This window comes from Xenorhabdus szentirmaii DSM 16338, from assembly GCF_002632585.1.
In the GTDB taxonomy this organism is placed as follows: domain Bacteria; phylum Pseudomonadota; class Gammaproteobacteria; order Enterobacterales; family Enterobacteriaceae; genus Xenorhabdus; species Xenorhabdus szentirmaii.
In genome coordinates, this window is record NZ_NIBV01000001.1 from 1,289,033 (window position 1) to 1,315,365 (window position 26,333).

Genomic DNA, 26,333 nt, shown 5'->3' on the forward strand with positions numbered 1-26,333 from the left:
GAAATATGAAATTTTACCGAACACTTGATATGGATGATTATTATCCTTTATTTTTTATCATCTTGATAAAAGTCTCTCTTGCCGTCGGTGAACCAAGGTGCTCAGCTTCATCCAACAATTTCAATGCCTTATCAATATCACCATTGCGAATGGCTTTTTTGATTGCGTCATTGAAGTACTGCTCGGTATCGTTTAATACAGGTTTTTTAGCCACTGTGGTTGGTTGAGGGGGAGTCTTTGGGGTAGTTTTTGTCGGTAATATTGATGCTGCTGGTCTAGAGTCGATCGTAGAACCGACAGTGACTGGTTGCTGTACTGTGGCAGACGATTGTGCTGGTGTAGAAAATATCTGGCCAATCAGAACATTCCCTGCATCACGTTCGGATTTTACTTTTAAGGTTAATGTTCCTGTTTCTGTATGGCGGGCGATTGGGTCCGGGATATTTGGAACGGCGTTACCTACGCCTTGAGCATAAGCTTTGGCTGGGTTAACCATTTTCGTCGAGGCTTGTAAATCGGCATCAGTAGTATAAACCAGTAAATAAATCTTTTGCTGTCCTAAGGCAGGAGTTAATTTTAAGACTCCTTCAATCCTGTCAGTGGACATGATCCCCGGCTGCTGATAACGAAAGTAGTGACTAGGGTAAAAAGCAGCAGGACGGAGTTGTTCATCCAGCACCAAAACATTCGGCGCATAGACTTGTTTATCCTTGATCATACTATTCAGCGTAATTTCCAATGAACCTTGGTTCGCTGGCAGGGTAAATGCAGCAACCGCTCCATGAATATCCCCGTTATTGAGTTTTTGTGACGTACTATTGAGGACAACAGTTTGAGTAGCGTGAGTATTAATAGGTTGCCATTGTAATGTTTGCAAGGCTGATTGAGATAAATCAGGTGCCACAGCATTGGGTGCTATGTCTTTGGGTGCTATGTCCTTGGGTACTACATCATTGGATACTACAGACGGTATTGTGTCAGGCAATAAATTCTCTGATGTGGCATAACTTACAGCAGGAAGCATATTGCACAGCAGAGCGCTGAGACAGAGTGAAAGCAATTTTATTTTCATTACCACCAAGCCTCAAATTGGGCACCAAATATAAAGTCATCACTATTGCCACGACTGAATTGGTGTGCAGGTGTATCACGGTAAGCTACGCCGTTTTCATAGCCCCACTTTTCATCCCATTTTGCGTAAGTGGTAAATAAGCGAATTGCAGGACGTGACCAGATGCTATCTCCGGCTTGCCATTGTTGGGCTAGGGTAATTTTGTACTGATTATTGGTTTCCTTGGTGAGTTGAGATTTCACATTGTCATAACCCACCTCCAACAATGTACTCATTATCGGTGTCCATTTATACATTGGACGGATACCCACAGTATACCATGTGCTGCCGTTGTTATTATCACGGTCAATATTCTGATACATGGCGACGTACATGAGATCCCATTTATTTGTCAGGCTGATGGCACCGTGATTCAGAACACGCAGCATATGCCCGTCATTATTAACACTGGCCCCTTCGGCACGCCCATTATTACTGGAAGCCATTGCATCAGTTGCATACTGTAAAACAAATTTGTTAAAGCCACCCAACATGCTTTGGGTATGTTCGGTCGTCAGCATGATTCCGTCTTTGGATGCTTTTTTATCAAGCTGATACCCTTTTCGTGCATTAGCGCGGCCATAATCAAGACCGAACTCCAGCGTTCCCCCTGCATTGACAGGCAAGTTAGCTAACCGTATGTCGAAAACATCATTGGAGGTCGGGGTCGGGACTTCTTTCCGATCGCCCGCAATCCAACCGAACGCACCGCCTTCCTCGGTATTGCGGGTTACAGCAAGGGATAATTTACCAAATCCAAGATCGATATTTTCCAACCCTGCACCGGGGCCGGAAATATCCCAGTAATAGAAATCGATCATGTGTACATCGTGCCGCTGATAGAAACGTTTACCCGCCCACATTTTTGAGCCGGGTAACCAATCAATAATATTGTCTGCTGTTACGTTGACTTCGCGAACACCGGGTTTGGTATCTTCCCAGTCTTTTTGCTGGGATACGGCATAGGCCAAATTTGTATCAAAGTAGAAACGTTTGTTGCCATCCTTCCATAATTCTTGTCCCAGTTTGAGTTCCGCATAGGTTTCACATTCGTTACCAAGGCGATACTTGCTTTGAGCACCTGTCGCCTGAGCACATTTTTGCTCACCGCCGCTTCCTGTCCAGCCGATGCCTGAACGGGCATAGCCGTGAAAGTCGACGGCAACTGCTTGCATGGATAACAGGCCAGTTATCATGGCCAATGAGAGAGACAATATACGCATAGTGATTCTCCTGTTATTTTCGATGGCCACAGATTTAGACTCCGGGCTCTTTGTGTAGACGCTGACATGAGGTTCCGTCTTCGCGGAAAAGGTGACAACGGTGGGGCGCTAATCCAATAGTGAAATTAGCGCCTTCTTCCACGAGAACAATATCAGGTTGGCGATAAACCAAGTTTTGATGAATGGCAGGTATGCGGATGTGAATCTGGGTTTCATTCCCCAGCTGTTCCACTATCTGTACTGTCCCCTCTAACGTAACATCCGCTACGTCATTAGGCAAAAGGTGCTCAGGACGGATCCCTAAAGAAACATTGCTGCCAACAGCGACGCCTTTGCTTTCAACAGGTAACCAGACACGTTGCCCATTGGGTAAGATAATTTGTACTTGGTCGACAGCGGTTGCGGATACTTTGACAGGCAGGAAATTCATTTTTGGTGAGCCAATGAAACCTGCAACAAAACGGTTGGCGGGATAGTGATAAATCTCCAATGGCTTACCGACTTGAGCAATATTGCCGGCATCAAGCACAACAATTTTATCTGCCAATGTCATGGCTTCGGTTTGATCATGGGTCACATAGATCATTGTGCGTTGAAGCCGCTTGTGCAGACGTGAAATTTCGATTCGCATCTGTACCCTAAGTGCTGCATCCAGATTGGAAAGAGGCTCATCCAGCAGAAAAATATTGGGTTCGGCAACGAGAGTCCGGCCAATTGCGACACGTTGGCGTTGACCACCGGATAATGCTTTGGGACGCCGTTCCAGTAAATGAGCAAGCTGGAGTGTTTCTGCAACCTGCTTCACTCGCTTTTGGGTATCACTTTTTTTTACGCCTGCCAGCTTCATGCCGAATGACATATTGTCTGCAACAGAAAGGTGGGGATACAGTGCATAAGATTGAAAAACCATTCCAACACTGCGTTTTGCTGGCGGAACTTCATTCATGCGTTTTCCTGCCATCAGTAACTCACCAGAAGTAATGTCTTCCAATCCCGCAATCATCCTCAATAGCGTTGATTTCCCGCATCCTGACGGGCCAACGAATACGACGAACTCTCCTTCCTGAATATCAAGATTAAGATCTTTGGAGATGACGGTTTCACCGTATGATTTAGATATATTGCGGAATGTGACACTGGACATTTATTCCCTCCCTCGGATTTGTCGCCTCAGCTTTCTGTTCGCTCCCTAATTCATTGCAATGAGAAGCTGTGTGAAAAACTGATGGCAGGATTGTGTACAAAACAACAGGTATAAAAATCCTCCATCCCAGAGTTTTTTATGGGGGAGGAATTAGGATGACGAGATTAAAGCGGTTAGGGAAAGGAGGGATAAATGGTCAGATAAGATGTGAATTAAGTCACAAAAAAAGATGTCATATTGAAGTTAACGCTATGATTTTAATTATTTTTGTAAACTAGTTCACATTCATTTTAGCTGAGGCGTAGAACGGGGGATGATGAGTCTTTTTCATGTTGATTGCACACTGGGAACTATTTCTCGCTATTTAGCTTATTTCTTATTATTGAGCTGATGTAGTGAAAAAATTGATAGTGAAAAAAATTGATAGTGAAGAAGTTGATAGTGGAAAAATTGATGGCGAAGAAATTGGTCGTGAAGAAACGCATCCTGGACTGACAAATGATAAAAAGGGCGGAATGATGACAAAAAAATTTTTGAAAATAGGTAGCTGTACCTTGATGCTTTCCGTTTTAACGGCAGGAATATTATCTGCCCCCGCTTTTGCAAAGCTGGAGGAAGGTAAGCTGGTGATTTGGATCAATGGGGATAAAGGTTACAACGGGCTTGCTCAGGTTGGTGAGAAATTTGCAAAAGAAACGGGCATTCCTGTAGTTGTTGAGCATCCAGATAAACTGGAAGAGAAATATACCCAAATCGCGGCGACCGGAGATGGGCCGGATATTATTTTCTGGGCACATGATCGTTTTGGTGGTTATGCCCAATCAGGGCTGGTTGCTGAAATCACACCCGATAACGCTTTCATTGATAAGTTGTTCCCCTTTACGTGGGAGGCGGTGAGCTATGATGGGAAATTAATGGGCTATCCCGTTGCAGTTGAAGCTCTTTCCCTTATCTACAATAAAGATCTGATTAAATCTCCTCCAAAGACATGGGAGGAAATTCCGGCGTTGGATAATGAACTGAAAAAGCAAAATAAAAACGCGATCATGTTCAATTTGCAGGAGCCGTATTTTACTTGGCCGTTGATTGCAGCTGACGGCGGTTATGCCTTTAAGGCAGAAAATGGGACTTATAACGTTAAAGACAGCGGAGTTAATAATGTGGGTTCCAAAGCCGGGATGCAGTTTTTGGTCGATTTAGTCAAAAATAAACACCTTAGTGCAGACATTGATTACTCCATTGCTGAAGCGGCTTTTAATAAAGGTAAAACAGCAATGACAATCAACGGCCCGTGGGCATGGGCAAATATCGATAAAAGCAACATTAACTATGCGGTTACATCATTGCCCACCTTCAAAGGAAAACCCTCCAAGCCTTTTGTCGGTATCTTAACTGCGGGCATTAATGCTGCCAGTCCCAATAAAGAATTGGCGAAGGAGTTTCTGGAAAACTATCTGCTGACTAATGACGGTCTGGCCATGATGGATAAAGACAAGCCATTGGGAGCGGTGGCATTGAAATCCTACCAAGAGATACTGGCAAAAGATCCTCGTATTGCTGCCACGATGGAGAACGCTCAGAAAGGAGAAATTATGCCAAATATATCTCAAATGAGCAGTTTCTGGTATGCCATGCGCAGTGCTGTTCTCAATACTATCAGTGGTCGTCAGACGGTAGATGCCGCTCTTAATGATGCTGAAACGAGGATGACGAAATAATTGAATGACAGGCTTCTGAATTTAAAGAAGCCTCAATAGTACGGGAATTGAAGTACGAAAATTGAATCACGGGAATTTCATCACGAGAAATCATAACAGGAAGTACAAGATGTCCGCGACATTAGAAAAAACCGCATGGTGGCAACATCCTGCCCTGAAATGGTTTGCTGTAGGTTTATGCCTGCTTTTTACCGGTTATCTGGTTGTGTTGATGTATGCACAGGGAGAATACCTGTTTGCTATGTTGACGCTGGTATTACTGGGAAGCGGTATTTATGTTTTTGCCAACCGAAATGCCTATGTTTGGCGCTATACCTATCCGGGAATGGCCGGGATAGGGTTATTTATACTGTTTCCGTTGATTTGTACTATTGCCATTGCTTTTACGAACTATAGCAATACTAATCAGTTAACGTTTGAACGAGCCCAAACCGTGTTAATGAGCCGGCAATATCAGGCAGGGCAGCCTGTTAATTTCAAGCTTTATCCTGTTTCTGAAAAATGGATGTTGGTGTTGAATACTACCGAGAGTGATCAACTATTGGTTTCAGAACCTTTTGCTTTTCCTGAACAGGCTGTTAAAGAAGACATTATTCTGCCTTTGCAGGTGCAGAACGAAAATATTGAAAGTGATGCTGCGACATTACGTACTATTACCCAACACAGACAGGCGCTAGGCCAATTGGTGGCAATGCTTCCCGATGGCAGTAAATTGAGAATGAGCTCTCTGCGGCAGTTTTCGGCTATACATCCTCTTTATTCACTCGGGGAAGATGGGGTCACGCTGACGAATGAACAAACCGGAATACACTACCGACCGAATATGGAGATAGGGTTCTATCAATCCATTAATGCCGCAGGGGAATGGACTAAGGAAACATTAAGCCCGGGTTTTACCGTTTCCATTGGCTGGAAAAACTTTTTGCGGGTGATACAAGATGAGGGGATTCAAAAACCCTTTTTGTCGATTTTTGTCTGGACGGTGGTGTTTTCGCTGTTGACAGTGATCTTGACCGTTGTATTAGGTATGGTGCTTGCTTGTATTGTGCAGTGGGAAGCCATTAAAGGAAGAGCCATTTACCGGATGCTGTTAATTCTACCTTACGCAGTTCCTGCATTTATCTCCATTCTGATTTTTAAGGGCTTGTTTAACCAGAGTTTTGGTGAAATTAATTTAGTGCTTAATGGGCTGTTTGGCCTGAAGCCAGAGTGGTTTACAGACCCCACATTAGCGCGCACCATGCTGATTATCGTGAATACATGGCTGGGTTATCCTTATATGATGATCCTTTGTATGGGGTTGTTAAAAGCAATCCCGGATGATCTTTATGAGGCATCGGCAATTGATGGTGCTGGGCCATGGCAGAACTTTATTAAAATTACCTTTCCATTGCTGATTAAGCCATTAACTCCGTTGATGATTGCCAGCTTTGCTTTTAACTTCAATAACTTCGTTTTAATTCAATTACTCACTGCTGGACGGCCTGACTACATTGGTACGACAACTCCGGCGGGTTATACCGATCTGTTGGTCAGTTATACCTACCGCATCGCTTTTGAAGGAGGAGGTGGGCAGGATTTTGGATTGGCTGCGGCCATTGCGACGCTGATTTTCTTGCTCGTGGGAGCATTAGCCATCATTAACCTGAAAACGACCCGCATTAAATTTGACTGAGGAGATAAGGATATGGCGATGGTGCAATCCAAATCGCAGCGGTGGCGAGTATGGGCAACGCATGCTTTGATTCTGAGTTTTATTGCCTTGATTCTGTTTCCGATGCTAATGGTGGTTGCCATTTCTTTACGGCCGGGAAACTTTGCTACTGGTAGTTTAATTCCGGATACTATTTCGTGGGAACACTGGAAGTTGGCATTGGGTTACAGCATCGAATCCCCGGATGGGCGGATCACCGTACCACCGTTCCCTGTGTTGTTGTGGTTATGGAATTCCGTAAAAATCGCACTGATAACGGCCACGGGGATCGTCGTGCTATCAACAACCTGTGCCTATGCTTTTGCCCGTATGCGTTTTCGCGGAAAAAGTATTTTGCTTAAAAGCATGCTGATTTTTCAGATGTTTCCAGCGGTACTTTCATTGGTGGCATTATATGCCTTATTTGATCGGCTTGGAGAATACATTCCTTTCCTTGGCCTTAATACCCACGGTGGAGTGGTTTTTGCCTATTTGGGAGGGATCGCCCTGCATGTATGGACTATCAAAGGTTATTTTGAAACGATAGATCGCTCGCTGGAAGAAGCCGCCATGCTGGATGGAGCAACACCGTGGCAAGTTTTCCGTCTGATATTGTTGCCGCTTTCTGTGCCAATACTGGCTGTTGTATTTATCCTATCTTTTATTGGTGTGATTACCGAAGTACCGATTGCTTCTTTGCTGCTGCGGGACGTAGATAATTACACGCTGGCTGTTGGAATGCAGCAATACCTTCATCCGCAAAATTATCTTTGGGGGGATTTTGCCGCAGCGGCTGTGCTTTCAGCCATTCCCATCACTGTCGTTTTCTTACTGGCCCAACGTTGGTTAGTTGGGGGGTTAACATCAGGGGGAGTGAAAGGATAATGATTGGCGAACTTCGTTGCGGCAAGATATCCCGGCACACTGTTACAATATCGTGACTACAAGATTGCTATTACTATGTCGTCACTACTATGTCGTCACTACAATATCCCTATTACAGTGCCGCGACGAAGTTTACAAAAACCATCATTATTCTATTGGGGCAAATCTTAGACTGACATGCTGGGAGTGAAGTTTGGCTTCGATTATATGAATTATAGGGTTGGCTATATATGGAATATGGACGACTGTATGAGGGAAGACCAGCAAAGCTAGTCGTAAAGAAAATCACTCACAATATTTTTTATTGTGAGTGATTTTATCCTGCACGTCATAAGACCCCCGCTCGTCAATGTGAACGGGGAGAATTCAGGGAGCCGGTTCTGTGGATTAGATACGATCAGCTATAAACTTTGTTTCCGGTATTCGCTTACAGTTTGTAGCAGTTCGTTGATATGGTTATCCGCAAACATCACCTCCAAAGTCATGGTGAGTTTACGTCGCCAATTGGGATATTCCTCGGTTGTCCCTGGAATATTGACAGGTTGTAGCATATCAAGCCAGTCTTCAGGTTGTAATCCTAATAAGGCACAGTTGCTATGGGCTATATAGCGGTGAACTGCGTGATTCACAGAGGATGGCATGGTTAATTCAGATTGATCTGGCACGGCTGCCTGTTGTGTTATTTGCGGCAATAAAAGCTGAGTATCCTCGGTCAGGCTTATTTCCGAACTTAAATAATTATGGCGGATTAAACTAGCGGTTAAGGCTTGTCGACAGCGTTCTCGCTCAGCATATAATTCCCTCAGCAGCGTTTTATCAGGATACAAGCCGATGGATTCACCTAATGCCAGGTCCCTGTTTTGCCAGAAACCGCGTAACGTAGGCAAATCATGAGTAGTAATAGTTGCCATAGCTTGTATGGGGTATTCAGTTGGGGAACGATATTCGCTTCGCTCATTGCGTTCAAAATAAAATACCTTGTAGGAATAAACACCCCGGGTCCGTAATTTATCGACAATTTCCGCCGGTACAATTCCTAAATCTTCGCCAATGACCAAACACTGATTGCGTTGACTTTCCAATGCCAGTATTGCCAGTAAATCATCAACCGGATAGTGGACATAGACACCTTTATCCGCAGTTTTGCCCTGTGGTATCCACCAAAGCCTGAGTAGAGACATGACATGATCAATGCGCAATGCTCCGCAATGGCGCATATTGCTGCGCAGTAATTCAATGAAAGGCTGATAGGCTTGAGCTTTTAATTCATGGGGATTTATTGGCGGAAGCCCCCAATTCTGCCCCAAAGGCCCAAGAATATCAGGGGGGGCTCCTACCGATGCTTTGGTGCAATAAATGTGTCGGTTACACCATGTTTCTGACCCTCCTTGTGCTACACCGACAGCGAGGTCACGGTAAATACCAATTGGCATAGGGTTGGTTTGACTGACAGTGAAACATTCGGCGAGTTGAATATCCGCCAACCATTGCAACCACAGGAAAAAATCGATGTCCTGTGGATGTGAGAGGCAAAACTCTTTAACTGCATCACTATCAAATGCACGGTATTCCTCCGGCCATACAGGCCAGCCCCAATAAGTGTTATTTTCGCCATGTAGCTCATTGTGGAGTGCGTCGTAGGCAGCCTGAGAGTAAAGGTTTTTACCTCCATTGTTCACGAACTGCTGGAACGCAATGTATTGGGGATCATTATCAGAGCGGAGCTGAAACTGTGTATGTGCCATACGTAATGCAACTATTTTGAGTGCCATTACAGTGGTGTAATCAACCCATTCAGCTTCACGGGCTTGCCGGAGTTTTCGTTGTGTCTCTGGTAACTGCCACCATGTTTGTGCTGCCACACTGTGCTTAAAATCTTCCACTTGATTGACTGCAATATAAATAACATTAAGCCAGTGGCGGGAAGATGGGCTATAAGGACTGGCATTTTCCGGCATTGCAGGGTAAATGGCATGCAGGGGATTCAAACCAACAAACGCGCCGCCCCGCAGAGCCAGTTCTTGCAGCATGTATTTCAGATCACCGAAATCACCTATCCCCCAATTATTTTCTGAGCGCAGGGTATAAAGCTGAATGCAAGCGCCCCAGAGTTTTTCGCCATTTATTAACATTTCTGGTTCATAGCAACGTTCAGGAGCAACAATGAGTTGCATAGATTGTTGTTGAGCAGAGATGTTTTCTCTTGTTGTACAACATGCTGGGCGACATGTTGTACGGCTTAGCGTCAGTGTGTGATACCCCAAGGGGAGGTGCGAAGGCAGCGTGAGCTGGTATTGGCATTGGCCCTGAAAGATTTCCCCTTGTTCAGTGTGTAACTGCCATTGATAATTGTCTGAATCATCAAGAGGCAATGTTATTGCCTGTCCTTGAATAATCACTTTAACGTTGGGTACAGAGGATGCCAGTGTGTGAGAAACCGGTCTGTTGACCGGTATTTCAGTATGCATGATTTCCAATATCTGATGTCTGATTTCAGCCGGGATCACCTGTGGTTTACCATAGGCGTTAATATATTCGCTGGCAATACCAGCTTCAGTAGCTAAATCATCAAGACATTTGTTTTCCATACTCAATCCCTCTATCGTTCGGTTTCTATTGGGCTTGCCAAATACGTTGTTGGTAATCTTGAATGGTGCGATCAGCGCTGAATTTACCCATTCGAGCGGTATTGAGTATGGTGCTGTGCGTCCAGCTTTGAGTATTACGATACAGGGCATCAATTTGCCCATGAGCCTGGCAGTAGGAAGCAAAGTCAGCCAGAACTAAATAAGGATCACCACCATCGGTAAGGCTGTGCAACATAAGTTCAAATGCATGTGTATCCCCGTGGCTGAATTCGCCATTGGCAAGAGAACCCAGTATGCCTTTCAGATGAGGATCTTGTTGCAGTATCTCTTGTGGATTGTATCCATTGCTGAGTAAGGCCTTGGCTTCTTCGACTGTCTTCCCGAAGATAAAGATATGTTCATTGCCGACTTGTTCTGCTATTTCAACATTCGCCCCATCCAGTGTTCCAATGGTGAGTGCGCCATTTAGAGCTAGTTTCATGTTACCTGTTCCAGAAGCCTCTTTTCCGGCGGTGGAAATTTGTTCTGATACATCGGTTGCGGGGATCATCAACTCTGCAACGGAAACATTATAATCAGGGATAAAGGCAATTTTTATCCGATCGCGAACAATCGGATCATGATTGATTTTTTCGGCCGCATGGTTGATGGCAGAAATGATATTTTTAGCCAAATAGTAGCCGGGAGCTGCTTTAGCGCCAAACAGGAAGACGCGTGGATGAATATCCAAAGAAGGATTTTCCTGAATTTGCCGGTAAAGAGACAAAATATGGAGCAGGTTCAGATGTTGACGTTTATATTCATGCAGACGTTTTATCTGCACATCAAAGATGGCATGAGGATCAAGTTTAAGCCCCATCACCTTATTCACATAATTGGACAGGCGGATTTTATTGTCCTGTTTAATGTTGCGGTAAGTGCTGCAAAATGCGGGATCGTCGGCATACGGCTCAAGTTGTTTGAGGGTGTTAAGATCATGAATCCATTCGTCGTTTAATGTCTGGTCAATTAATGAGGAAAGTGCAGGATTGCACTGTCTTATCCACCGGCGTGGAGTGACCCCATTGGTTACGTTATGGAATTTTGTTGGCCATAGTTGATGATATTCAGGAAATAGATCGGTCACTATCAAGGATGAATGCAGGGCAGCAACCCCATTAACAGCAAAACAGGCCACAACGCAGAGATTGGCCATCCTGACTTGATTATCATGAATAACCGCCAATTTCTCCCAGATTTGTTGGTTACCGGGCCAGGTTTGTTCCACGGTATGTTTAAAACGGCGGTTGATTTCCTTAATAATGTGAAGGTGGCGCGGAAGCAATTCATTGAACAGTGGTTCATCCCAACGTTCCAAACCTTCTGGTAGTAAAGTATGGTTGGTATACGCGAAAGTTTTTCCCGTAATTTCCCATGCGGTTTCCCAATCCAACTGGTGTTCATCAAGTAAAAGACGCATCATTTCAGGGATGGCGATAGTCGGATGAGTATCGTTGAGTTGGATCACTTCGTAGCGCGGCAGCTCTTCTATTCTACGTCCTGCTTGTTGATGGCGGCGCAAAATATCTGTTACAGCGCAGGCACACTGAAAGTATTGTTGCATCAGGCGCAGCCGTTTACCTGCATGATGATTATCATTCGGGTAGAGTACTTTGGTCAGGCTGGCTGCTTCAATACCTTGCTGTTCGGCATACAAACACTGCCCATCATTGAAGAGTGATAAATCAAAAGGTTTATCGAATGTTGCTTGCCAAAGGCGCAGTGGCTGACTGACACCATTTCTATACCCTATTACGGGTAAATCCCATGCTTCGCCGATCAGTGTCAGGGAAGGATGCCAGATTTCATGACCATCAGCGTTTGTTACGATTTTACCGCCAAAATTAACGTTGACGTTTAGCTGTGCATTATGGTGAAACCAAGGGTAGGACTCGCGCGCCCAGTCGTCAGGTGTTTCAATTTGCTGGTTGTCTTTAAAAGATTGGCGGAACAGACCGTACTGATAATTCAGGCCATACCCAGTGGCAGGTTGGTTGAGTGTTGCCATCGAATCAAGAAAACAAGCAGCTAATCTGCCTAACCCCCCATTGCCTAACGCGGGATCAGTTTCTTCTTCCAATATGTCACTCAGAATGATGCCATCTTCTGCCAAGTAAGCTTGCACATCGTCATACCAGCCAAGATTCAATAAATTGTTGGCGGTTAGTCGGCCTATCAGAAATTCCATTGAAATATAGTTCACGTGGCGTTGACCATTTTGTGGTGGTTCAGCCTGATTTTTTCCCGTGGAAAAAGGCAATGATTCAGAAAGTGCCCGACTCATGGCCTGCCACCATTGGCGGGATGTCATTTCTTGAGCGGAGCTCAGACCGAAGCGTTGCCATTGGCGTGTTATGGCAGCCTGAAAGGCAGCTTTATTCAATGGGATTTTTTTATTGGAATCTAACTCAGATAGTTGCATGGCATCGTTATCCTGTGACTGATTTAAAGAAAGCCCGGTAGATTATTTAGGGGAATATGCTGACGGTTAGGAAGGGAAGGAACATCATCCTGTAAAAATATTCGCGGGGAGGAGTGTGAAGGCGTAGCGATTTATTTCGAATCTTCTCGCAATTTCATCAGGAAATAGAAAGGTTGCAAACAAAGAATGTGACAAGGTGCAATTTAACACAATGAAATCAATCAACTTGTTTGCAAAAGATCGGGGTTTCTCTAAATTTGGTGGACATTGATGAATGGCGGTGACGTGGTGGCTCAATAGCGTCAGACAAAACTCAGATTTTTGTTTTCTGTATCACTTATAGGGAAGGAAATTCATGTTTATCCCATCGAAACTCAGTCGTCCCCTTCGCCTGAATAATATGGTCATGCGGGAACGTTTGTTAGAAAAGCTCAATGAAGCACAGGATCATCGGCTGGTGCTGGTAACCAGTCCTGCTGGATATGGAAAAACAACACTGATGTCACAATGGGCTGCCGATCGGGACAATCTGGGATGGTATTCCCTTGATGAAAGTGATGATCAGCCTGAGCGTTTTGCCAGTTATTTGATTGCTGCCATTCAGCAAGCCACACAAAGACATTGTATAAAAAGTGAAGTGTTGGCCCAGAAACATCAATATGCCAATTTATTGGCACTGTTTTCCCAACTATTTATTGAGCTCAGTGACTGGTCGCAGCCGATTTTTCTGGTCATTGATGATTATCACCTGATCGCTAATCCTGTTATTCATGAAGCGATGCGGTTTTTTCTTCGTCATCAACCTGAAAATTTGACATTGCTGATTTTATCGCGCCATTTGCCTTCTTTGGGAGTGGCAAATTTGCGAGTGCGTGAGCAGTTACTGGAGATTGATAGCCAGCAACTGGCCTTCAATTATCAGGAAACCCAGCAATTTTTTGCCAACCGGTTAGTCAATCCGTTGGATGTTGATAATTGCAAGCAATTGTGTGAAGACGTTGCTGGCTGGGCGACGGCATTACAGCTTATTGCACTTTCGGCCCGGCAATCAGGCAGTGAAGCTAAAATATCAGCAAAGCATCTTTCAGGGATGAATGCCGGCCATCTGGCGGATTATTTGGTGGATGAAGTATTAAATCAGGTGGATCAGGCTACGCGGGATTTATTGCTGCACAGTTCCATCCTTCGATCCATGAATGATGGCTTGATTGTCTGTCTGACGGGAGAGGAGAATGGTCAGCACCGGCTTGAAGATATTGAGCGTCAGGGGTTGTTTATCCAGCGCATGGATGATTCCGGCGAATGGTTTTGTTTTCATCCCTTATTTGCTTCATTTTTACGCCAGCGTTGCCAGTGGGAAATGGCGGCAAAATTACCAGAATTACACCGGGCGGCGGTGAAAGGGTGGTTAATGCAGGGGTATCCGGGGGAAGCCATTCATCATGCCCTTGCCGCCGGAGATACGGAATTGTTGCGGGATATTTTGCTGCAACATGCTTGGGCGTTGTTTAATCACAGTAAATTATCCTTATTGGAAGAGTGCATGAATGCTCTGCCACATGAGCAATTGTTGGAAAGCCCTCGTTTGGTACTTTTACAAGCGTGGTTAGCGCAGAGCCAGCATCGCCATTATGAGGTGAATGCGCTATTGAATCAGGCTGAGCAATCCCTGCAGCAAAAAAAGATAGACATTGAGCCGGAATTGTCAGGGGAATTTGATGCCCTCCGGGCCCAAGTGGCTATCAATGACGGGCGACCGGATGAGGCAGAAATGTTGGCTGAAAAGGCATTGGCGACATTGCTTCCTGACAATCAATATGGCCGGATTGTCGCGATGTCAGTGAAAGGGGAGGTATTGCATTGCAATGGGCAGCTGGTCAGTGCATTGGCGCTGATGAAGCAAACAGAACAACTGGCCCGGCTTTGTCATGTTTACCACTATGCTTTATGGGCATTGTTGCAGCAAAGCGAGATTTTACTGGCTCAGGGGTATTTACAGACTGCCTATGATACGCAAACTCAGGCGTTTAATTTGATCCGTGAGCAACATCTAGAACAATTGCCGATGCATGAGTTTTTGCTGAGGATTCGTTCGCAACTTTTGTGGTGCTGGGCACGTATTGATGAATCTGAGGAGGCGGCGCGCCAAGGGTTGGGCGTATTATCCAATTTCCAGCCCCAACAGCAATTGCAGTGTCTGACTCAATTGGCAAAATGTTCGTTGATCCGCGGTGATATTGACAATGCCCGCCGTCATTTATCCCGTTGTGAGAACTTACTGAACAATGGGCATTATCATCGCGATTGGCGAACAAATATCGATAAACTTCGTGTCATCATCTGGCAGAGTTCAGAAGACAGTCATTCGGCAACCCAATGGCTATTACAGGCGGAGCGGCCAGAAAGCTTCTGTAATCACTTCAATCAAAATCAATGGCGCAATATTGCCCGTGCACAAATCTTGTTAGGTCAGTATGAAGCGGCCGAATCGATCTTGAATAAGTTAAACGAGCATGCAAAAAAATTGGCATTGGTCAGTGACTTGAACCGTAATCTTCTGTTGTGCAATCTACTGTACTGGAAATTAGAGCGTAAAGCTGATGCTCAGGATGTTTTGATGGCAGCACTGAGTTTGGCTAATTGCACTGGGTTTATCAGCCATTTTGTGATTGAAGGGGAGTTGATGGCTTTGCAGTTGCGCCAACTCATTCAACTCAACATCTTGCCGGGAATGGAACAGTATCGTGCAGAACGTATCCTGCGGGAAATTAACCGCCAGCACCGGCATAAGTTTGCCCATTTTGATGAGAGCTTTGTCGAGCAATTACTCACGCATCCTGATGTCCCCGAGCTTATTCGCAATAGTCCGTTAACCCAGCGTGAATGGCAGGTATTGGGTTTGATTTATTCTGGTTATAGCAATGATCAAATCGCTGGAGAATTGGATGTAGCAGCAACCACGATTAAAACGCATATACGGAATTTGTACCAAAAAATGGGCATTACACATCGACAAGATGCTATTCAGCAAGCCCAGAACTTATTGAAAATGATGGGATTGGGAGTTTAATGGCAGTGGTTCACTGGGCATGGGGCTGTTTAAGGTGCGTTGATTGCTCAATTCAGACTAAACATAACAGGGTAAATATCAATGAATTTACAGGAATGTCAGTGGTTGAATGAACCCGCTGTATGGCGGTGCCAGGAAAATGAACTTTATGTCTCAACTGATAATAAAACCAATTTTTGGCGTGATACATGGTATGGGTTTCAGCGTCATAGTGGCCATGTATTTGGTGGCTACACCGGTGATTTTCAGCTTCAGGATGGCTTTACTTTTCAATGTTGTATTGAAGGGCAGTTTGAGCATTTATACGATCAGGCTGGCATCATGTTGCTGGTGGATGAACAGCATTGGCTGAAAGCCGGAATTGAGCACTCTGACGGGCGGGCAACGATTGATAGTGTATTGACGAACGGGGGATCTGACTGGGCGATGGGTATTTTCCCGGGCGAGCCGGATAAGTTCTGGTTACGTCTCACTTATCGTGATAATGCCATCAGATTGCAGTATTCCGTTGATGGTGTGACATGGCCGTTGCTGCGATTGTCTCCTTTTGTGGTTAGCGATCAGCGGCGTATTTTTATCGGGGCTATGTGCTGTTCACCAGAACGTGAAGGATTGCAGGTGAAATTTTCTGATTTCAGATTGACACCTTCTCTGAACAAGCATCTGCATGATTTGAGTTAAAACATAAATAGTTAAAACATAAGCACTCAAAAGGGAGCAGGTCGCTCCCGCTAGGTTTTGTTGTTGGAAAATTTTCTTCTTCTTTTAAACACTTATACTCTTACCCTGAGTCAAATATTTCCTATTTCCTATTTCCTATTTCCTATTTCATTGCCAAAATAGGAAATTATGGTTCTGTATATCTGCATGCCTTTTGTCTTTCAAGCCGCAGATTTGTTGGCTGCACTTTGAAATTAAATGGAAATATATTTCCTTATGCTTTCGTTAAGGCATTTTTTATGGGCAATAAGAATGAAGTAATGGGGAGCAAGGTTATTATTCTTTGGAATGTTAAAGTCATATTTTTTTATATATTAAAAACATCATTCCAACTCTTTGGAATGATAACGGATTTTTTGGATTCAGAGTCGCACTAATGTTATTTTTTATTTGCATGAGTTGAATAATGGGGTAAATATTCTACTCTTATTATTACACCCGCACTGCGAGGTGTCAGGCGGTAATCTATGATTTTGGATTGTTATTCATATAGGAAATATATAATATAAAAGAAGGGAAATATATGTACAATTATATGAAGATGTTAATGTTGTTTTTGTTATCAGCATATTTTATTCCTTATTCTTTAGCACAAACCCCAACGCCCAGTCCTATTCAGGAACAGTTAAATGTTATATTAAACTTTGTTGTATTCGGTGTTGATAGAGACAATAGGCGTTATAGTGCAATTAGAAATTATGGCACTGAGCTTTTGTATCAAATTCCTGATGATTTATATATATTCTATACTTACGACCGACAAACTTATAGAGTAAATGTCACTCCCTTGGTTGAAGAGGCTGCTCGATATTGGAATCGCTTTTTAAGCGTCCGTGGTTTTCAAATTCGTCGTGCATATACAGGGGGGCGATCAAATTTTATTATCCGTACAATACCAAACACACAGGCACAGCATTTACGTGTTGGAGATTCAGTAATTCCTCTGGCATTCACGGCAGCTCCAAATTCAGTGGGATTGGCAGCTGGCCGAACTATTTTGCCTGATATTCTTTCTGAGCCGGGTATGTATATAACAGAAAACCGAGATATATCGCCGGAGACTCGCAGACGTATTGGTATTATTTTTGGCAATAATCTAGATACGTCTTTTGCGGATATGACTTACTCCATGATCCTTCATGAATTTGGGCATGCATTGGGTTTAGCACATCCAGAAATAGCGTGGGGGACTAGAGCTAATAATATACCTCTTCAGTCAGGTGCTTACTATGATGTTTTTTACCGTACCAGGCGATTCATTATAGTCAGAGGGAATAACGATAATGTTGCGCCAATTATGCTTTCAGATCAAATGGATTATTTATCTTTACTCCGGTTGTTGCACCGTGACCGTTTCATTACTAGGGAAGATATTGTTGCATCCCCAAATGAAACACGCTTATTGGCACGTTTTCTGGGTGATGAGTGTTCTTTTTCAGGAATACAAGCTCGAACAGTTCTGACTCAAGCCATTCCACATCATTCACGTTTTGTTGAAGAGCAATCACCTGACTGTTCAGAACTTAGAACTGTTTTTCCAATTGGTGAAATGATGACACCCGTCTATCAAATGGTGTTATCCGACTGACAGAGTCTCAAATTATCATAAGAAATAAATCAGTAACTTTTATTTTGAGTAAAAAATCATGTATAAATTTAAATGTTTCAGCAAGTTATTTTTTATTTATCTCATTTAGGCAGGTCTATTATTTCATTTTTTAATTTTACCAAAAATTAAAATGCATATGTTTATTTAATAAAAATCGTTCGGTAGATATACCTATTTTTAATTTTAAAAAAATATGAGGTGCTGCTTATGTGAATGTAAAAATAATAAAATAAATAATTTTATTTGAAATTATGATAGTAAGGATTTTTCTTGCAAATTGTTATCTTTTTTGAGGTGAAATAAAGATTATGAAAAAATATAAATTATTTCTAGCAATAATGATGATGCTGAGTTTTTCAGCTTATTCAAGTGACAAGGAAATAACACAGGCAACAGTTTCTCCAAAACCTGAACATAATACCTTAAAGACACCAGATCTCCATAATTATAAGAGTAATCAACGTAATATGAAGTTCAGTGTGAATAACGCTACGGCTAAAAAAACAATTCAATATGAGTGTGGAAGAGGGTATGTGGTTGGACTATTTACAAACATGAATGTTCCAACGCAAGGGTGGGCAGTTTGGTTATCAAAAACAGGATCAAGTTGGAAAAATAAGGATGTTCAAATTTACTGGGCTTACGGTGAATTAGTCACTAATAGTGAGTTGGGGAAAAGAGCTTACGCAAGTATTTTAGCAGCTCAAGCTAGTGGGCAGGAGGTATTACTTTCTGATATAACAACAGAAACTACTCACTGTGCAAAGAGTCAGATTTGGACAACATCATCCGACAATATGAATGGCCCACAATTCAACTCGGTAGAAATTTGGTTTCCATAATCAAGAGTCATTTTTTTGGGTTCTCTGAACATGTATAAAATTTTAGAAGGAACATTTAATGAAAATTAAAACGCTTCTTTCCCTATTTTGTCTTTTATTTTTATACACAGCGCAGTCTTATGCCCAGACACCGCCAAGCGCTGTTACTCGCGTTTACCGAATGGATACACGTAATCCAAATGTTATCTTCCGTCCCGTAGAGGGCGGATTTTCTCCCGCTGGAACGAATGACAATATTGCTGAGCATGTTCAGGTAGCCAGTTTTCCAAACCCAGGACCACCCGAAGAGGCTTCAATATTTGTTTCAACGAGTGCCTCCCGAGATTTTGCAATTCATTGGGGATCCGATTTTCTGCATGGAGAGACATTTTATGTTTATGAAATACGGCCAACTTCCAATTTTTATAATGCAATGTCGTCATTACAGGCACTTTATAACCAAACAGGCAATAGAGAGTATTTGACTTTAATTAGAGCTTATGAAGAGCAGGAAGAATATGCAGCACGCGAAGGTATTGCTGTTACGCAAATTGTGAATGCTCGGGAGTTTGTTTATGATCCGAATACTTATAGATACGTTGAAGGTGAGCTTCGTGTAAACCAGGATTATGAGGAGGAGGATACAACAGTTAATCCCGACCCTTATATACCGGTATCTCAGGCACCAAGTACAAGTCACATTATCGAACCTGTAACGTCCTGCGCCCTTAATCTGGATAAATTCCATTTTGACCATATGATGATCAGAATGAGTGATAAAATGGATAAGTATTCATTTTTGAAAGAATTAAAGGCATGTCACAACAGCTTATTGTTAAATGCTTTCTTAAACGAAATTTATCTCTAATAATTTTCTACTTAACCTCTCTCTACCATTGAACACGTGGAGGGAGGTTAAGTATCATTCTGGTGGAAATAGGGGGATTACCGTCCCAAATAATTATCCCAATCTTTCCAGACCGGCTGTAAGCCGGATTTAACCAAGGCGTTGGCAACCTGAGAAACGGAGCGATTATCATGGGGAGCAAATTGCTCTAATTCATGGTGGTCATCGGCATAACCACCCGGTTGGGTCTTGGAGCCTGCGCTGATGTTATTGATGGCCAGGGGCACAACGTTATCCCGGAAAAAGGGGGACTCACGGGTGGAGAGGGAAAGTTCCACATCCGGTGCCAACAGGCGGAAAGCACAAATCAGTTGCACCAATTCAGCTTCATTCATCATCGAAGCCGGTTCAATGCCGCCCGCGCAGGGGCGTAGCCGCGGGAAAGAAATGGAGTAGCGGCTTTTCCAGAACTGTTTTTGCAGGAACAGCAGATGCTCTGCCACCATATAACAATCGGTGCGCCAATTGTGGGAAAGCCCTATCAGTGCACCCAGCCCAATTTTATCAATTCCGGCTCGCCCAAGGCGTTCTGGTGTTTCCAGCCGCCAGTGAAAATCCTGTTTTTTCCCTTTCAAATGATGCAATTGATAGCTGGGTTGATGATAGGTTTCTTGGTAAACCATCACGCCATCCAGTCCCAGTGTTTTCAGCTCTGCATATTCTTCTTGCGCCAGCGGTTGGACTTCCATTGAAACGGAGCTGAAGTGACGGTGTATCAGGGGTAAATAGCGGCGAAAGTAATCCATGCCGACTTTATTCTGGTGCTCTCCGGTTACCAGCAGAATATGTTCAAATCCTTGTTTTTTCAGTGCCAGGCACTCCGCTTCGATTTCCTGTTCATTCAGTGTCTTGCGTTTAATGTGGTTACTCATGGAGAAGCCACAATAAGTGCAGTCGTTGGCACATAAATTGGAAAGGTAGAGTGGGATAAAAAATCCCACGGTATTACCAAAACGTTGACGGGTCAGCTGCTGGGCGCGTTGTGCAAGCGGTTCAAGATAAGGCAATGCAGCGGGTGAGAGCAAAGCCATAAAATCGTCAGGTGTCAGGCGATCACGGGTCAGGGCATGTTCAACATCCCGGGGTGTTCTGCTGTTGATGCTTAAGGATATGTCATCCCAATCCAGTTGTTCCCAGTGCTGACGAAATGTGTTGCTTGTCATAATGCCTCCAGAAAATTGGTCAGCGGACTGGAGGCTTCTGCATAGGATTTCTGGCTTGCTACGCCGGCCTGATGTGAAAGTTCTCCGGCTTCAATGGCGGCTTTGAACGCCTGAGCCATTTTGACCGGATGACGGGCAACCGCAATGGCCGTGTTGACCAGTACGGCATCCGCCCCCATTTCGATGGCCGCCAATGCGTGACTCGGCGCACCGATTCCGGCATCAATAACAACGGGTACACTGGCCTGTTCAATGATAATTTGCAGAAAGTCCCGGGTCAGCAATCCTTTATTGGAGCCGATGGGGGCTCCCAATGGCATGACAGCCGCGCAGCCAATGTCTTCCAGCCGTCGGCACAGGACAGGGTCAGCACCGCAGTAAGGCAGGACGATAAAGCCTTCTTTCACTAATTGCTCCGCCGCTTTCAGCGTTTCAACCGGATCGGGCAACAGGTATTTGACGTCGGGATGGATCTCAAGTTTAACCCAGTTAGTGCCCAGCGCTTCCCGGGCGAGGCGGGCGGCGAATATGGCTTCTTCGGCAGTTTTGGCGCCAGAGGTATTGGGCAGTAGCCTGACGCCTAACTGTTGCAATGGCGCAAGAATGCCATCGTCATTGCCATGCAGATCGATGCGCTTCATCGCCATGGTGACTAATTGGCTGCCAGAGGCACGGATCGCTTCGATCATTAATTCTGCATTGGCGAATTTGCCTGTTCCGGTGAACAGGCGAGAGTGAAAGTGAGTATCAGCAATCTTTAACATAATTAGCCTTTAACGATATCAGCCACCCGCGATGGCCTGAAACAGCAAAATATTGTCCCCGTCATTAATCTGATGGATATGCCACTCTGAGCGCGGAATAATAGTCTGATTAACGGCCAAAGCGGTGCCTGATTGCGTGCGCTGTATATGCTCAAGCAACTGCTGGATGGTGAGGGGCGCACTGAGTGTGATCGGTTGATCGTTGACAATAATCTTCATGCGACTTCTTTTCCTGCCTTATTTATTCCGGTTGCCACCGTGTTGATATCGTCTTGTATGACGGTGGCTTTTTCGGCAACAGACCGGCAAATCGGGCATTGTGATGAACGGGTGAGCTGCAATGTGCTCCAACTCTGCTGTTTGCCATCAAATAGCCGGAGTTTCCCACTTAAAGGAGAAGGAAGCCCGGCCAGCATTTTGATTGCCTCCAATGATTGCAATGTGCCAATGACACCCACAATGGGGCCTAATACTCCGGCCGTCCGGCAATTGCGCTGAGGTTCTTCGTCGTCGGGATAAAGGCAGGCATAGCAGCCATGCTGGTAAGGCGGTTCGATGACCATGAGTTGCCCGCTGAAACCAACGGCACTGCCACTGATGAGCGGTTTGTTTGCCGCGATGCAGGCTGAATTGATTGCATGGCGGGTTGACATATTATCAGTGCAATCCAGCACTAAATCGACCTGATTGATGATGTGCATCAAAGATGCGTGATCTTGCCGCTCCGTGAGTTTTGTTATCGTAACCAGCGGGTTTAAATCAGCCAGTTTTTTAGCCGCCAATTGCACTTTATTGGCAGGAATATCCGCTGTCCGATAGAGGATTTGGCGTTGCAGATTTGAAATATGTAATTCGTCGTCATCGGCAAGATAAAGATTTCCTACGCCTGCTGCCGCAAGATAAAGTGCCGCAGGTGCGCCTAATCCACCGAGTCCGATGATCAGCACCCGACTGGTTTTTAATTTTTTCTGTCCCTCCGGGCCAATGTCTTCCAATAGCAGTTGGCGGCTGTAACGCATAAATTCTTGATCACTTAACATAAAAGCCCCCGATCTTGACCTTCAATCAAATGAAGTAATCTGGCCGTGGCCTGACGCCAGTCTTTTGCTTTTGTGATGGCCGTGACCAATGCCACGCCGCCGACACCTGTTGCAACCACATCCGGTACTCGCTCCAGTGAGATGCCGCCAATGGCGACAGTGGGATATTCCGGTGTGATCTCCACTTGATGTTTGAGTGAGTCAAGCCCCTGTGGTGGTGACGGCATTTCTTTCGTTGTAGTAGGAAAAATATGCCCCAGAGCAATATAAGAAGGGCGTAACGTTTTCGCCCGTGCCAGTTCATTCTGGTCATGGGTGGAAATTCCCAGACGCAGCCCTGCTTGCTGAATGGCATTTAGGTCGGCGATATCCAAATCTTCCTGCCCTAAATGAACACCGTAGGCGTGGTGCTTGATAGCCAGACGCCAATAATCGTTAATGAACAAGCGGGCATGGTAGTGTCGGCCGAGTGCAATGGCAGATTGAATGTCTTTCTCTACCTGCTCCTCCGGTTTATCTTTGATGCGCAGTTGCAGGGTTCTTACGCCTGCTTCCAATAATCGCTCAATCCATATCAGGGAATCCACGACGGGATAAAGCCCCAATCGGTGTGCGGTTGGGGCAAAAGGAGCAAGCTGGTGTGTTTTTGATGCGTCAGGCTGATTTTTCATGAGTTACCTCATCCGCACTTTTTTCTGCATTGTGATCGTTATGGACACTGTGATCGTTTTGGTCATCAGGATAAGAGTGATAAAGTTCACTGCCACGTGCACGAAACTCTTCTGACATCTGTTCCATTCCTGTTTCTTTCTCCAGTTTTGCTGCGTAATCCCGCACATCTTGCGTGATTTTCATGGAGCAGAATTTGGGGCCACACATAGAACAGAAATGGGCGACTTTACCGGATTCCTGAGGCAGGCTTTCATCGTGATAAGAACGGGCTGTTTCAGGATCAAGTGCCAGATTGAACTGGTCTTCCCAACGGAACTCAAAACGGGCTTTTGACATGGCATTGTCGCGGATTTGGGCGCCGGGATGACCTTTGGCAAGATCTGCCGCATGGGCTGCGATCTTATAAGTAATCAGCCCCTGCTTGACATCTTCTTTGTTAGGCAAGCCAAGGTGTTCTTTGGGAGTGACGTAGCACAGCATAGCACAGCCAAACCAGCCGATCATGGCAGCGCCGATGCCGGAGGTGAAGTGGTCATAACCGGGAGCGATATCTGTCGTAAGCGGCCCTAAAGTATAGAACGGGGCTTCGTGGCAATGCTCCAGCTCTTCTGTCATATTGCGGCGGATTAATTGCATCGGGATATGTCCCGGCCCTTCAATCATAACCTGAACATCGTATTCCCAAGCGATTTTGGTCAGTTCACCGAGGGTATGCAGCTCGGAAAATTGCGCTTCATCGTTGGCATCCTGAATGGAGCCCGGACGCAAGCCATCACCCAGAGAAAGGGAAACATCATAAGCGGCACAGATTTCACAGATTTCACGGAAGTGGGTGTAGAGGAAATTTTCCTGATGATGAGAGAGACACCATTTCGCCATGATGGAACCACCACGGGAAACAATCCCGGTCAGGCGCCTGGCCGTCATCGGAACATAACGCAGCAGTACGCCGGCATGGATGGTGAAATAATCCACCCCTTGTTCGGCCTGTTCCAGTAATGTATCGCGGAACATTTCCCATGTCAGGTTTTCTGCTACACCGTTGACTTTTTCCAGTGCCTGGTAAATCGGGACGGTTCCGATGGGGACCGGGCTATTGCGCAGTATCCATTCACGGGTTTCGTGGATGTAGCGCCCGGTCGAGAGATCCATGACGGTATCTGCACCCCAGCGGGTAGACCAAATCAGTTTTTCGATTTCTTCCTCAATGGAGGATGTGACGGAGGAGTTACCAATATTGGCGTTCACCTTCACCAGAAAATTGCGGCCGATAATCATGGGTTCTGATTCGGGATGGTTGATATTGGCGGGGATAATCGCACGGCCGGCGGCAACTTCTTGGCGGACAAACTCTGGCGTGATGTTTTCCGGCAAATTGGCCCCAAAATTTTGCCCCGGATGTTGTTGGAGCAGGACTTCACTGCGAATGCGTTCGCGACCCATATTTTCGCGCAGTGCAATAAATTCCATTTCTGGTGTGATGATGCCCTGGCGCGCATAATGCAATTGGGTGACACGCTTGCCTTGTCTGGCTTTCAGCGGGTGTGAACGATGGTGGAAGCGCAGGTGATCCAGCCCGGCGTCCGCAAGGCGCTGTTGGGTGAAATCAGAACTGAGGACGGCAACGGGTTCGGTATCATTACGCTCATCAATCCATGTCTGGCGGCGTTTTTGCAAGCCAACGTGTATATTCAGTATGGATTCAGGATCACCATAAGGGCCGGAGGTGTCATAAACAGGCACAGGTTCATTTTCCCCAAATAGAGGGTTCTCTTTTGTGCCACCGATGAGTGTCGGAGAGAGTTGGATCTCACGCATCGGAACCTGAATGTCCTTATGTGACCCTTCCAGATAAATACGGCGTGAATTGGGAAATGCGACACCTTGGATCGAATTGATAAATTCTTGTGCAGCATCCCGCTGGGCTTTACGAGTCCGGGCTGGATGGGCGTTAGGGGAAAGATCCGTGGCAGGGATGACATCAGCAGTGGAGAGGGTGCTGTTGGAGGTAGTACGGTTTTTGTTAATAGCATGAGACATAGCAAATTCCTGACTGTAATGAGTTGAGAAAATTGCTTGTCTGGAGCTCGCAGGGAGTAATGTTTGATGCTGATGAGTATTTGTACTGGCTACAGATGTACGTGATACTGGCAGCGAAGTGATTACTCTTGTTCCCTTCGCGGGTATTAACCCGATCAGGTTCTGCGGATCCCGAATAAACGGTCTCAGCCCGTGTTCACCTTGATATACGCTGAACACTAGGCACTCCGACAAGAAAGCACCCCAGAGTATAGCCATTTTTCCGATATAAATCTCTCATTAAAAATCGGGGGATTTTTTGGGGATTTTTGTCTGGTTTTTCTTTGAATGAGTGATTAACCTGTTGTTTTTACATTAATCAATGAAAGTGAAGTTACCGCCTATTCTGGCAGTCAGCATACCTGTATCAGATTTTGTTGGCAGAAAGTTTTGTAAATTATTCTGCTGATGAATGGAGTTTATCTATCTATCACTATTGACGTATTGTGCAATCATCATTGTCATCGTTAAATAACGGGTTGTTTGATTCTTGTGATATATAAAAATAGTGATGTAATCAGGTTGAAATAATTTCAACGGCAGATCATGAATGAAAAATTATTGGTGTATACATTGAAAGTTTTTTATTCGCATAATAAGTTAAACACGTTATTGTAATGGCTGAAAAATAAATACTGTGACTGAAATCAATATATAGACAATTC

General features: G+C 44.8%; 19 protein-coding genes and 1 riboswitch. Of the genes, 8 read left to right on the forward strand and 11 right to left on the reverse strand.

The annotated features are described in order from the left end of the window. Positions 1-40: 40 nt before the first annotated feature. The 3 genes from malM to malK are packed head-to-tail and all read right to left on the reverse strand — an operon-like array spanning position 41 to position 3,478. Positions 41-1,072, reverse strand: a complete 1,032-nt coding sequence (gene malM / locus Xsze_RS05950) for a maltose operon protein MalM (protein WP_038237912.1) — start codon at positions 1,070-1,072, stop codon at positions 41-43. Next, positions 1,072-2,334: a maltoporin gene (locus Xsze_RS05955; protein WP_038237910.1), complete on the reverse strand. Its 1,263-nt coding sequence runs from the start codon at positions 2,332-2,334 to the stop codon at positions 1,072-1,074. The genes malM and Xsze_RS05955 overlap by 1 nt, the downstream gene beginning before the upstream one ends. A 34-nt stretch (positions 2,335-2,368) precedes the next feature. Continuing rightward, on the reverse strand, positions 2,369-3,478 hold the full coding sequence (gene malK, locus Xsze_RS05960; RefSeq protein WP_038237908.1) for a maltose/maltodextrin ABC transporter ATP-binding protein MalK: 1,110 nt from the start codon (positions 3,476-3,478) through the stop codon (positions 2,369-2,371). Between the two features lie 518 nt (positions 3,479-3,996). On the opposite strand from malK, the gene malE reads away from it, so the two are divergent. The 3 genes from malE to malG all read left to right on the forward strand — a co-directional run bounded on the left by malE (position 3,997) and on the right by malG (position 7,774). Continuing rightward, positions 3,997-5,196, forward strand: a complete 1,200-nt coding sequence (malE, locus tag Xsze_RS05965) for a maltose/maltodextrin ABC transporter substrate-binding protein MalE (protein ID WP_038237951.1) — start codon at positions 3,997-3,999, stop codon at positions 5,194-5,196. 109 nt (positions 5,197-5,305) lie between these two features. Next, a complete protein-coding gene (malF, locus tag Xsze_RS05970) occupies positions 5,306-6,871 on the forward strand; it encodes a maltose ABC transporter permease MalF (protein WP_038237906.1) in 1,566 nt (521 codons plus the stop codon). Between the two features lie 12 nt (positions 6,872-6,883). Continuing rightward, positions 6,884-7,774, forward strand: coding sequence for a maltose ABC transporter permease MalG (gene malG, locus Xsze_RS05975; RefSeq protein ID WP_038237904.1), 891 nt, complete (start codon positions 6,884-6,886; stop codon positions 7,772-7,774). A 401-nt stretch (positions 7,775-8,175) separates the two neighbouring features. Here malG and malQ read toward each other — a convergent pair whose 3' ends face one another. Together malQ and malP are read right to left on the reverse strand one after the other, a co-directional pair. Beyond that, on the reverse strand, positions 8,176-10,362 hold the full coding sequence (gene malQ / locus Xsze_RS05980) for a 4-alpha-glucanotransferase (protein WP_038237902.1): 2,187 nt from the start codon (positions 10,360-10,362) through the stop codon (positions 8,176-8,178). Positions 10,363-10,387: 25 nt separating this feature from the next. After that, positions 10,388-12,823, reverse strand: a complete 2,436-nt coding sequence (gene malP / locus Xsze_RS05985; RefSeq protein WP_038237900.1) for a maltodextrin phosphorylase — start codon at positions 12,821-12,823, stop codon at positions 10,388-10,390. Positions 12,824-13,178: 355 nt separating this feature from the next. Between malP and malT the strand changes: the two genes are divergently transcribed. The 5 genes from malT (at position 13,179) to Xsze_RS06010 (ending at position 19,911) form a co-directional block, all read left to right on the forward strand. Next, positions 13,179-15,893, forward strand: a complete 2,715-nt coding sequence (malT, locus tag Xsze_RS05990; protein ID WP_038237898.1) for an HTH-type transcriptional regulator MalT — start codon at positions 13,179-13,181, stop codon at positions 15,891-15,893. Positions 15,894-15,974: 81 nt separating this feature from the next. Further along, positions 15,975-16,574 (forward strand): DUF1349 domain-containing protein, encoded by a 600-nt coding sequence (locus Xsze_RS05995; RefSeq protein ID WP_038237895.1) that lies wholly within the window; start codon positions 15,975-15,977, stop codon positions 16,572-16,574. Positions 16,575-17,136: 562 nt separating this feature from the next. Beyond that, entirely contained in the window at positions 17,137-18,201 is a 1,065-nt protein-coding gene (locus Xsze_RS06000) for a hypothetical protein (protein WP_038237893.1), read from the forward strand. A 329-nt stretch (positions 18,202-18,530) separates the two neighbouring features. Continuing rightward, a complete protein-coding gene (locus tag Xsze_RS06005) occupies positions 18,531-19,064 on the forward strand; it encodes a hypothetical protein (RefSeq protein ID WP_038237891.1) in 534 nt (177 codons plus the stop codon). 58 nt (positions 19,065-19,122) lie between these two features. After that, positions 19,123-19,911, forward strand: a complete 789-nt coding sequence (locus Xsze_RS06010; protein WP_038237889.1) for an enterotoxin A family protein — start codon at positions 19,123-19,125, stop codon at positions 19,909-19,911. 77 nt (positions 19,912-19,988) lie between these two features. Here the strand turns inward: Xsze_RS06010 and thiH are convergent, their stop codons facing one another. The 6 genes from thiH to thiC are packed head-to-tail and all read right to left on the reverse strand — an operon-like array spanning position 19,989 to position 25,629. Next, positions 19,989-21,113: a 2-iminoacetate synthase ThiH gene (gene thiH / locus Xsze_RS06015; protein WP_038237887.1), complete on the reverse strand. Its 1,125-nt coding sequence runs from the start codon at positions 21,111-21,113 to the stop codon at positions 19,989-19,991. Continuing rightward, positions 21,110-21,877, reverse strand: a complete 768-nt coding sequence (locus Xsze_RS06020) for a thiazole synthase (RefSeq protein ID WP_038237886.1) — start codon at positions 21,875-21,877, stop codon at positions 21,110-21,112. Before Xsze_RS06020 ends, thiH begins: the two co-directional genes overlap by 4 nt. Before the next feature lie 18 nt (positions 21,878-21,895). Then, a complete protein-coding gene (gene thiS / locus Xsze_RS06025) occupies positions 21,896-22,096 on the reverse strand; it encodes a sulfur carrier protein ThiS (protein ID WP_038237883.1) in 201 nt (66 codons plus the stop codon). Next, entirely contained in the window at positions 22,093-22,917 is an 825-nt protein-coding gene (locus Xsze_RS06030; protein ID WP_038237876.1) for a HesA/MoeB/ThiF family protein, read from the reverse strand. The genes thiS and Xsze_RS06030 overlap by 4 nt, the downstream gene beginning before the upstream one ends. Beyond that, positions 22,911-23,588: a thiamine phosphate synthase gene (gene thiE, locus Xsze_RS06035; protein WP_038237874.1), complete on the reverse strand. Its 678-nt coding sequence runs from the start codon at positions 23,586-23,588 to the stop codon at positions 22,911-22,913. The genes Xsze_RS06030 and thiE overlap by 7 nt, the downstream gene beginning before the upstream one ends. Beyond that, on the reverse strand, positions 23,572-25,629 hold the full coding sequence (thiC, locus tag Xsze_RS06040) for a phosphomethylpyrimidine synthase ThiC (protein ID WP_051462391.1): 2,058 nt from the start codon (positions 25,627-25,629) through the stop codon (positions 23,572-23,574). The genes thiE and thiC overlap by 17 nt, the downstream gene beginning before the upstream one ends. A gap of 115 nt (positions 25,630-25,744) precedes the next feature. Continuing rightward, a riboswitch (TPP riboswitch) is annotated at positions 25,745-25,869 on the reverse strand. Positions 25,870-26,333 lie beyond the last annotated feature (464 nt).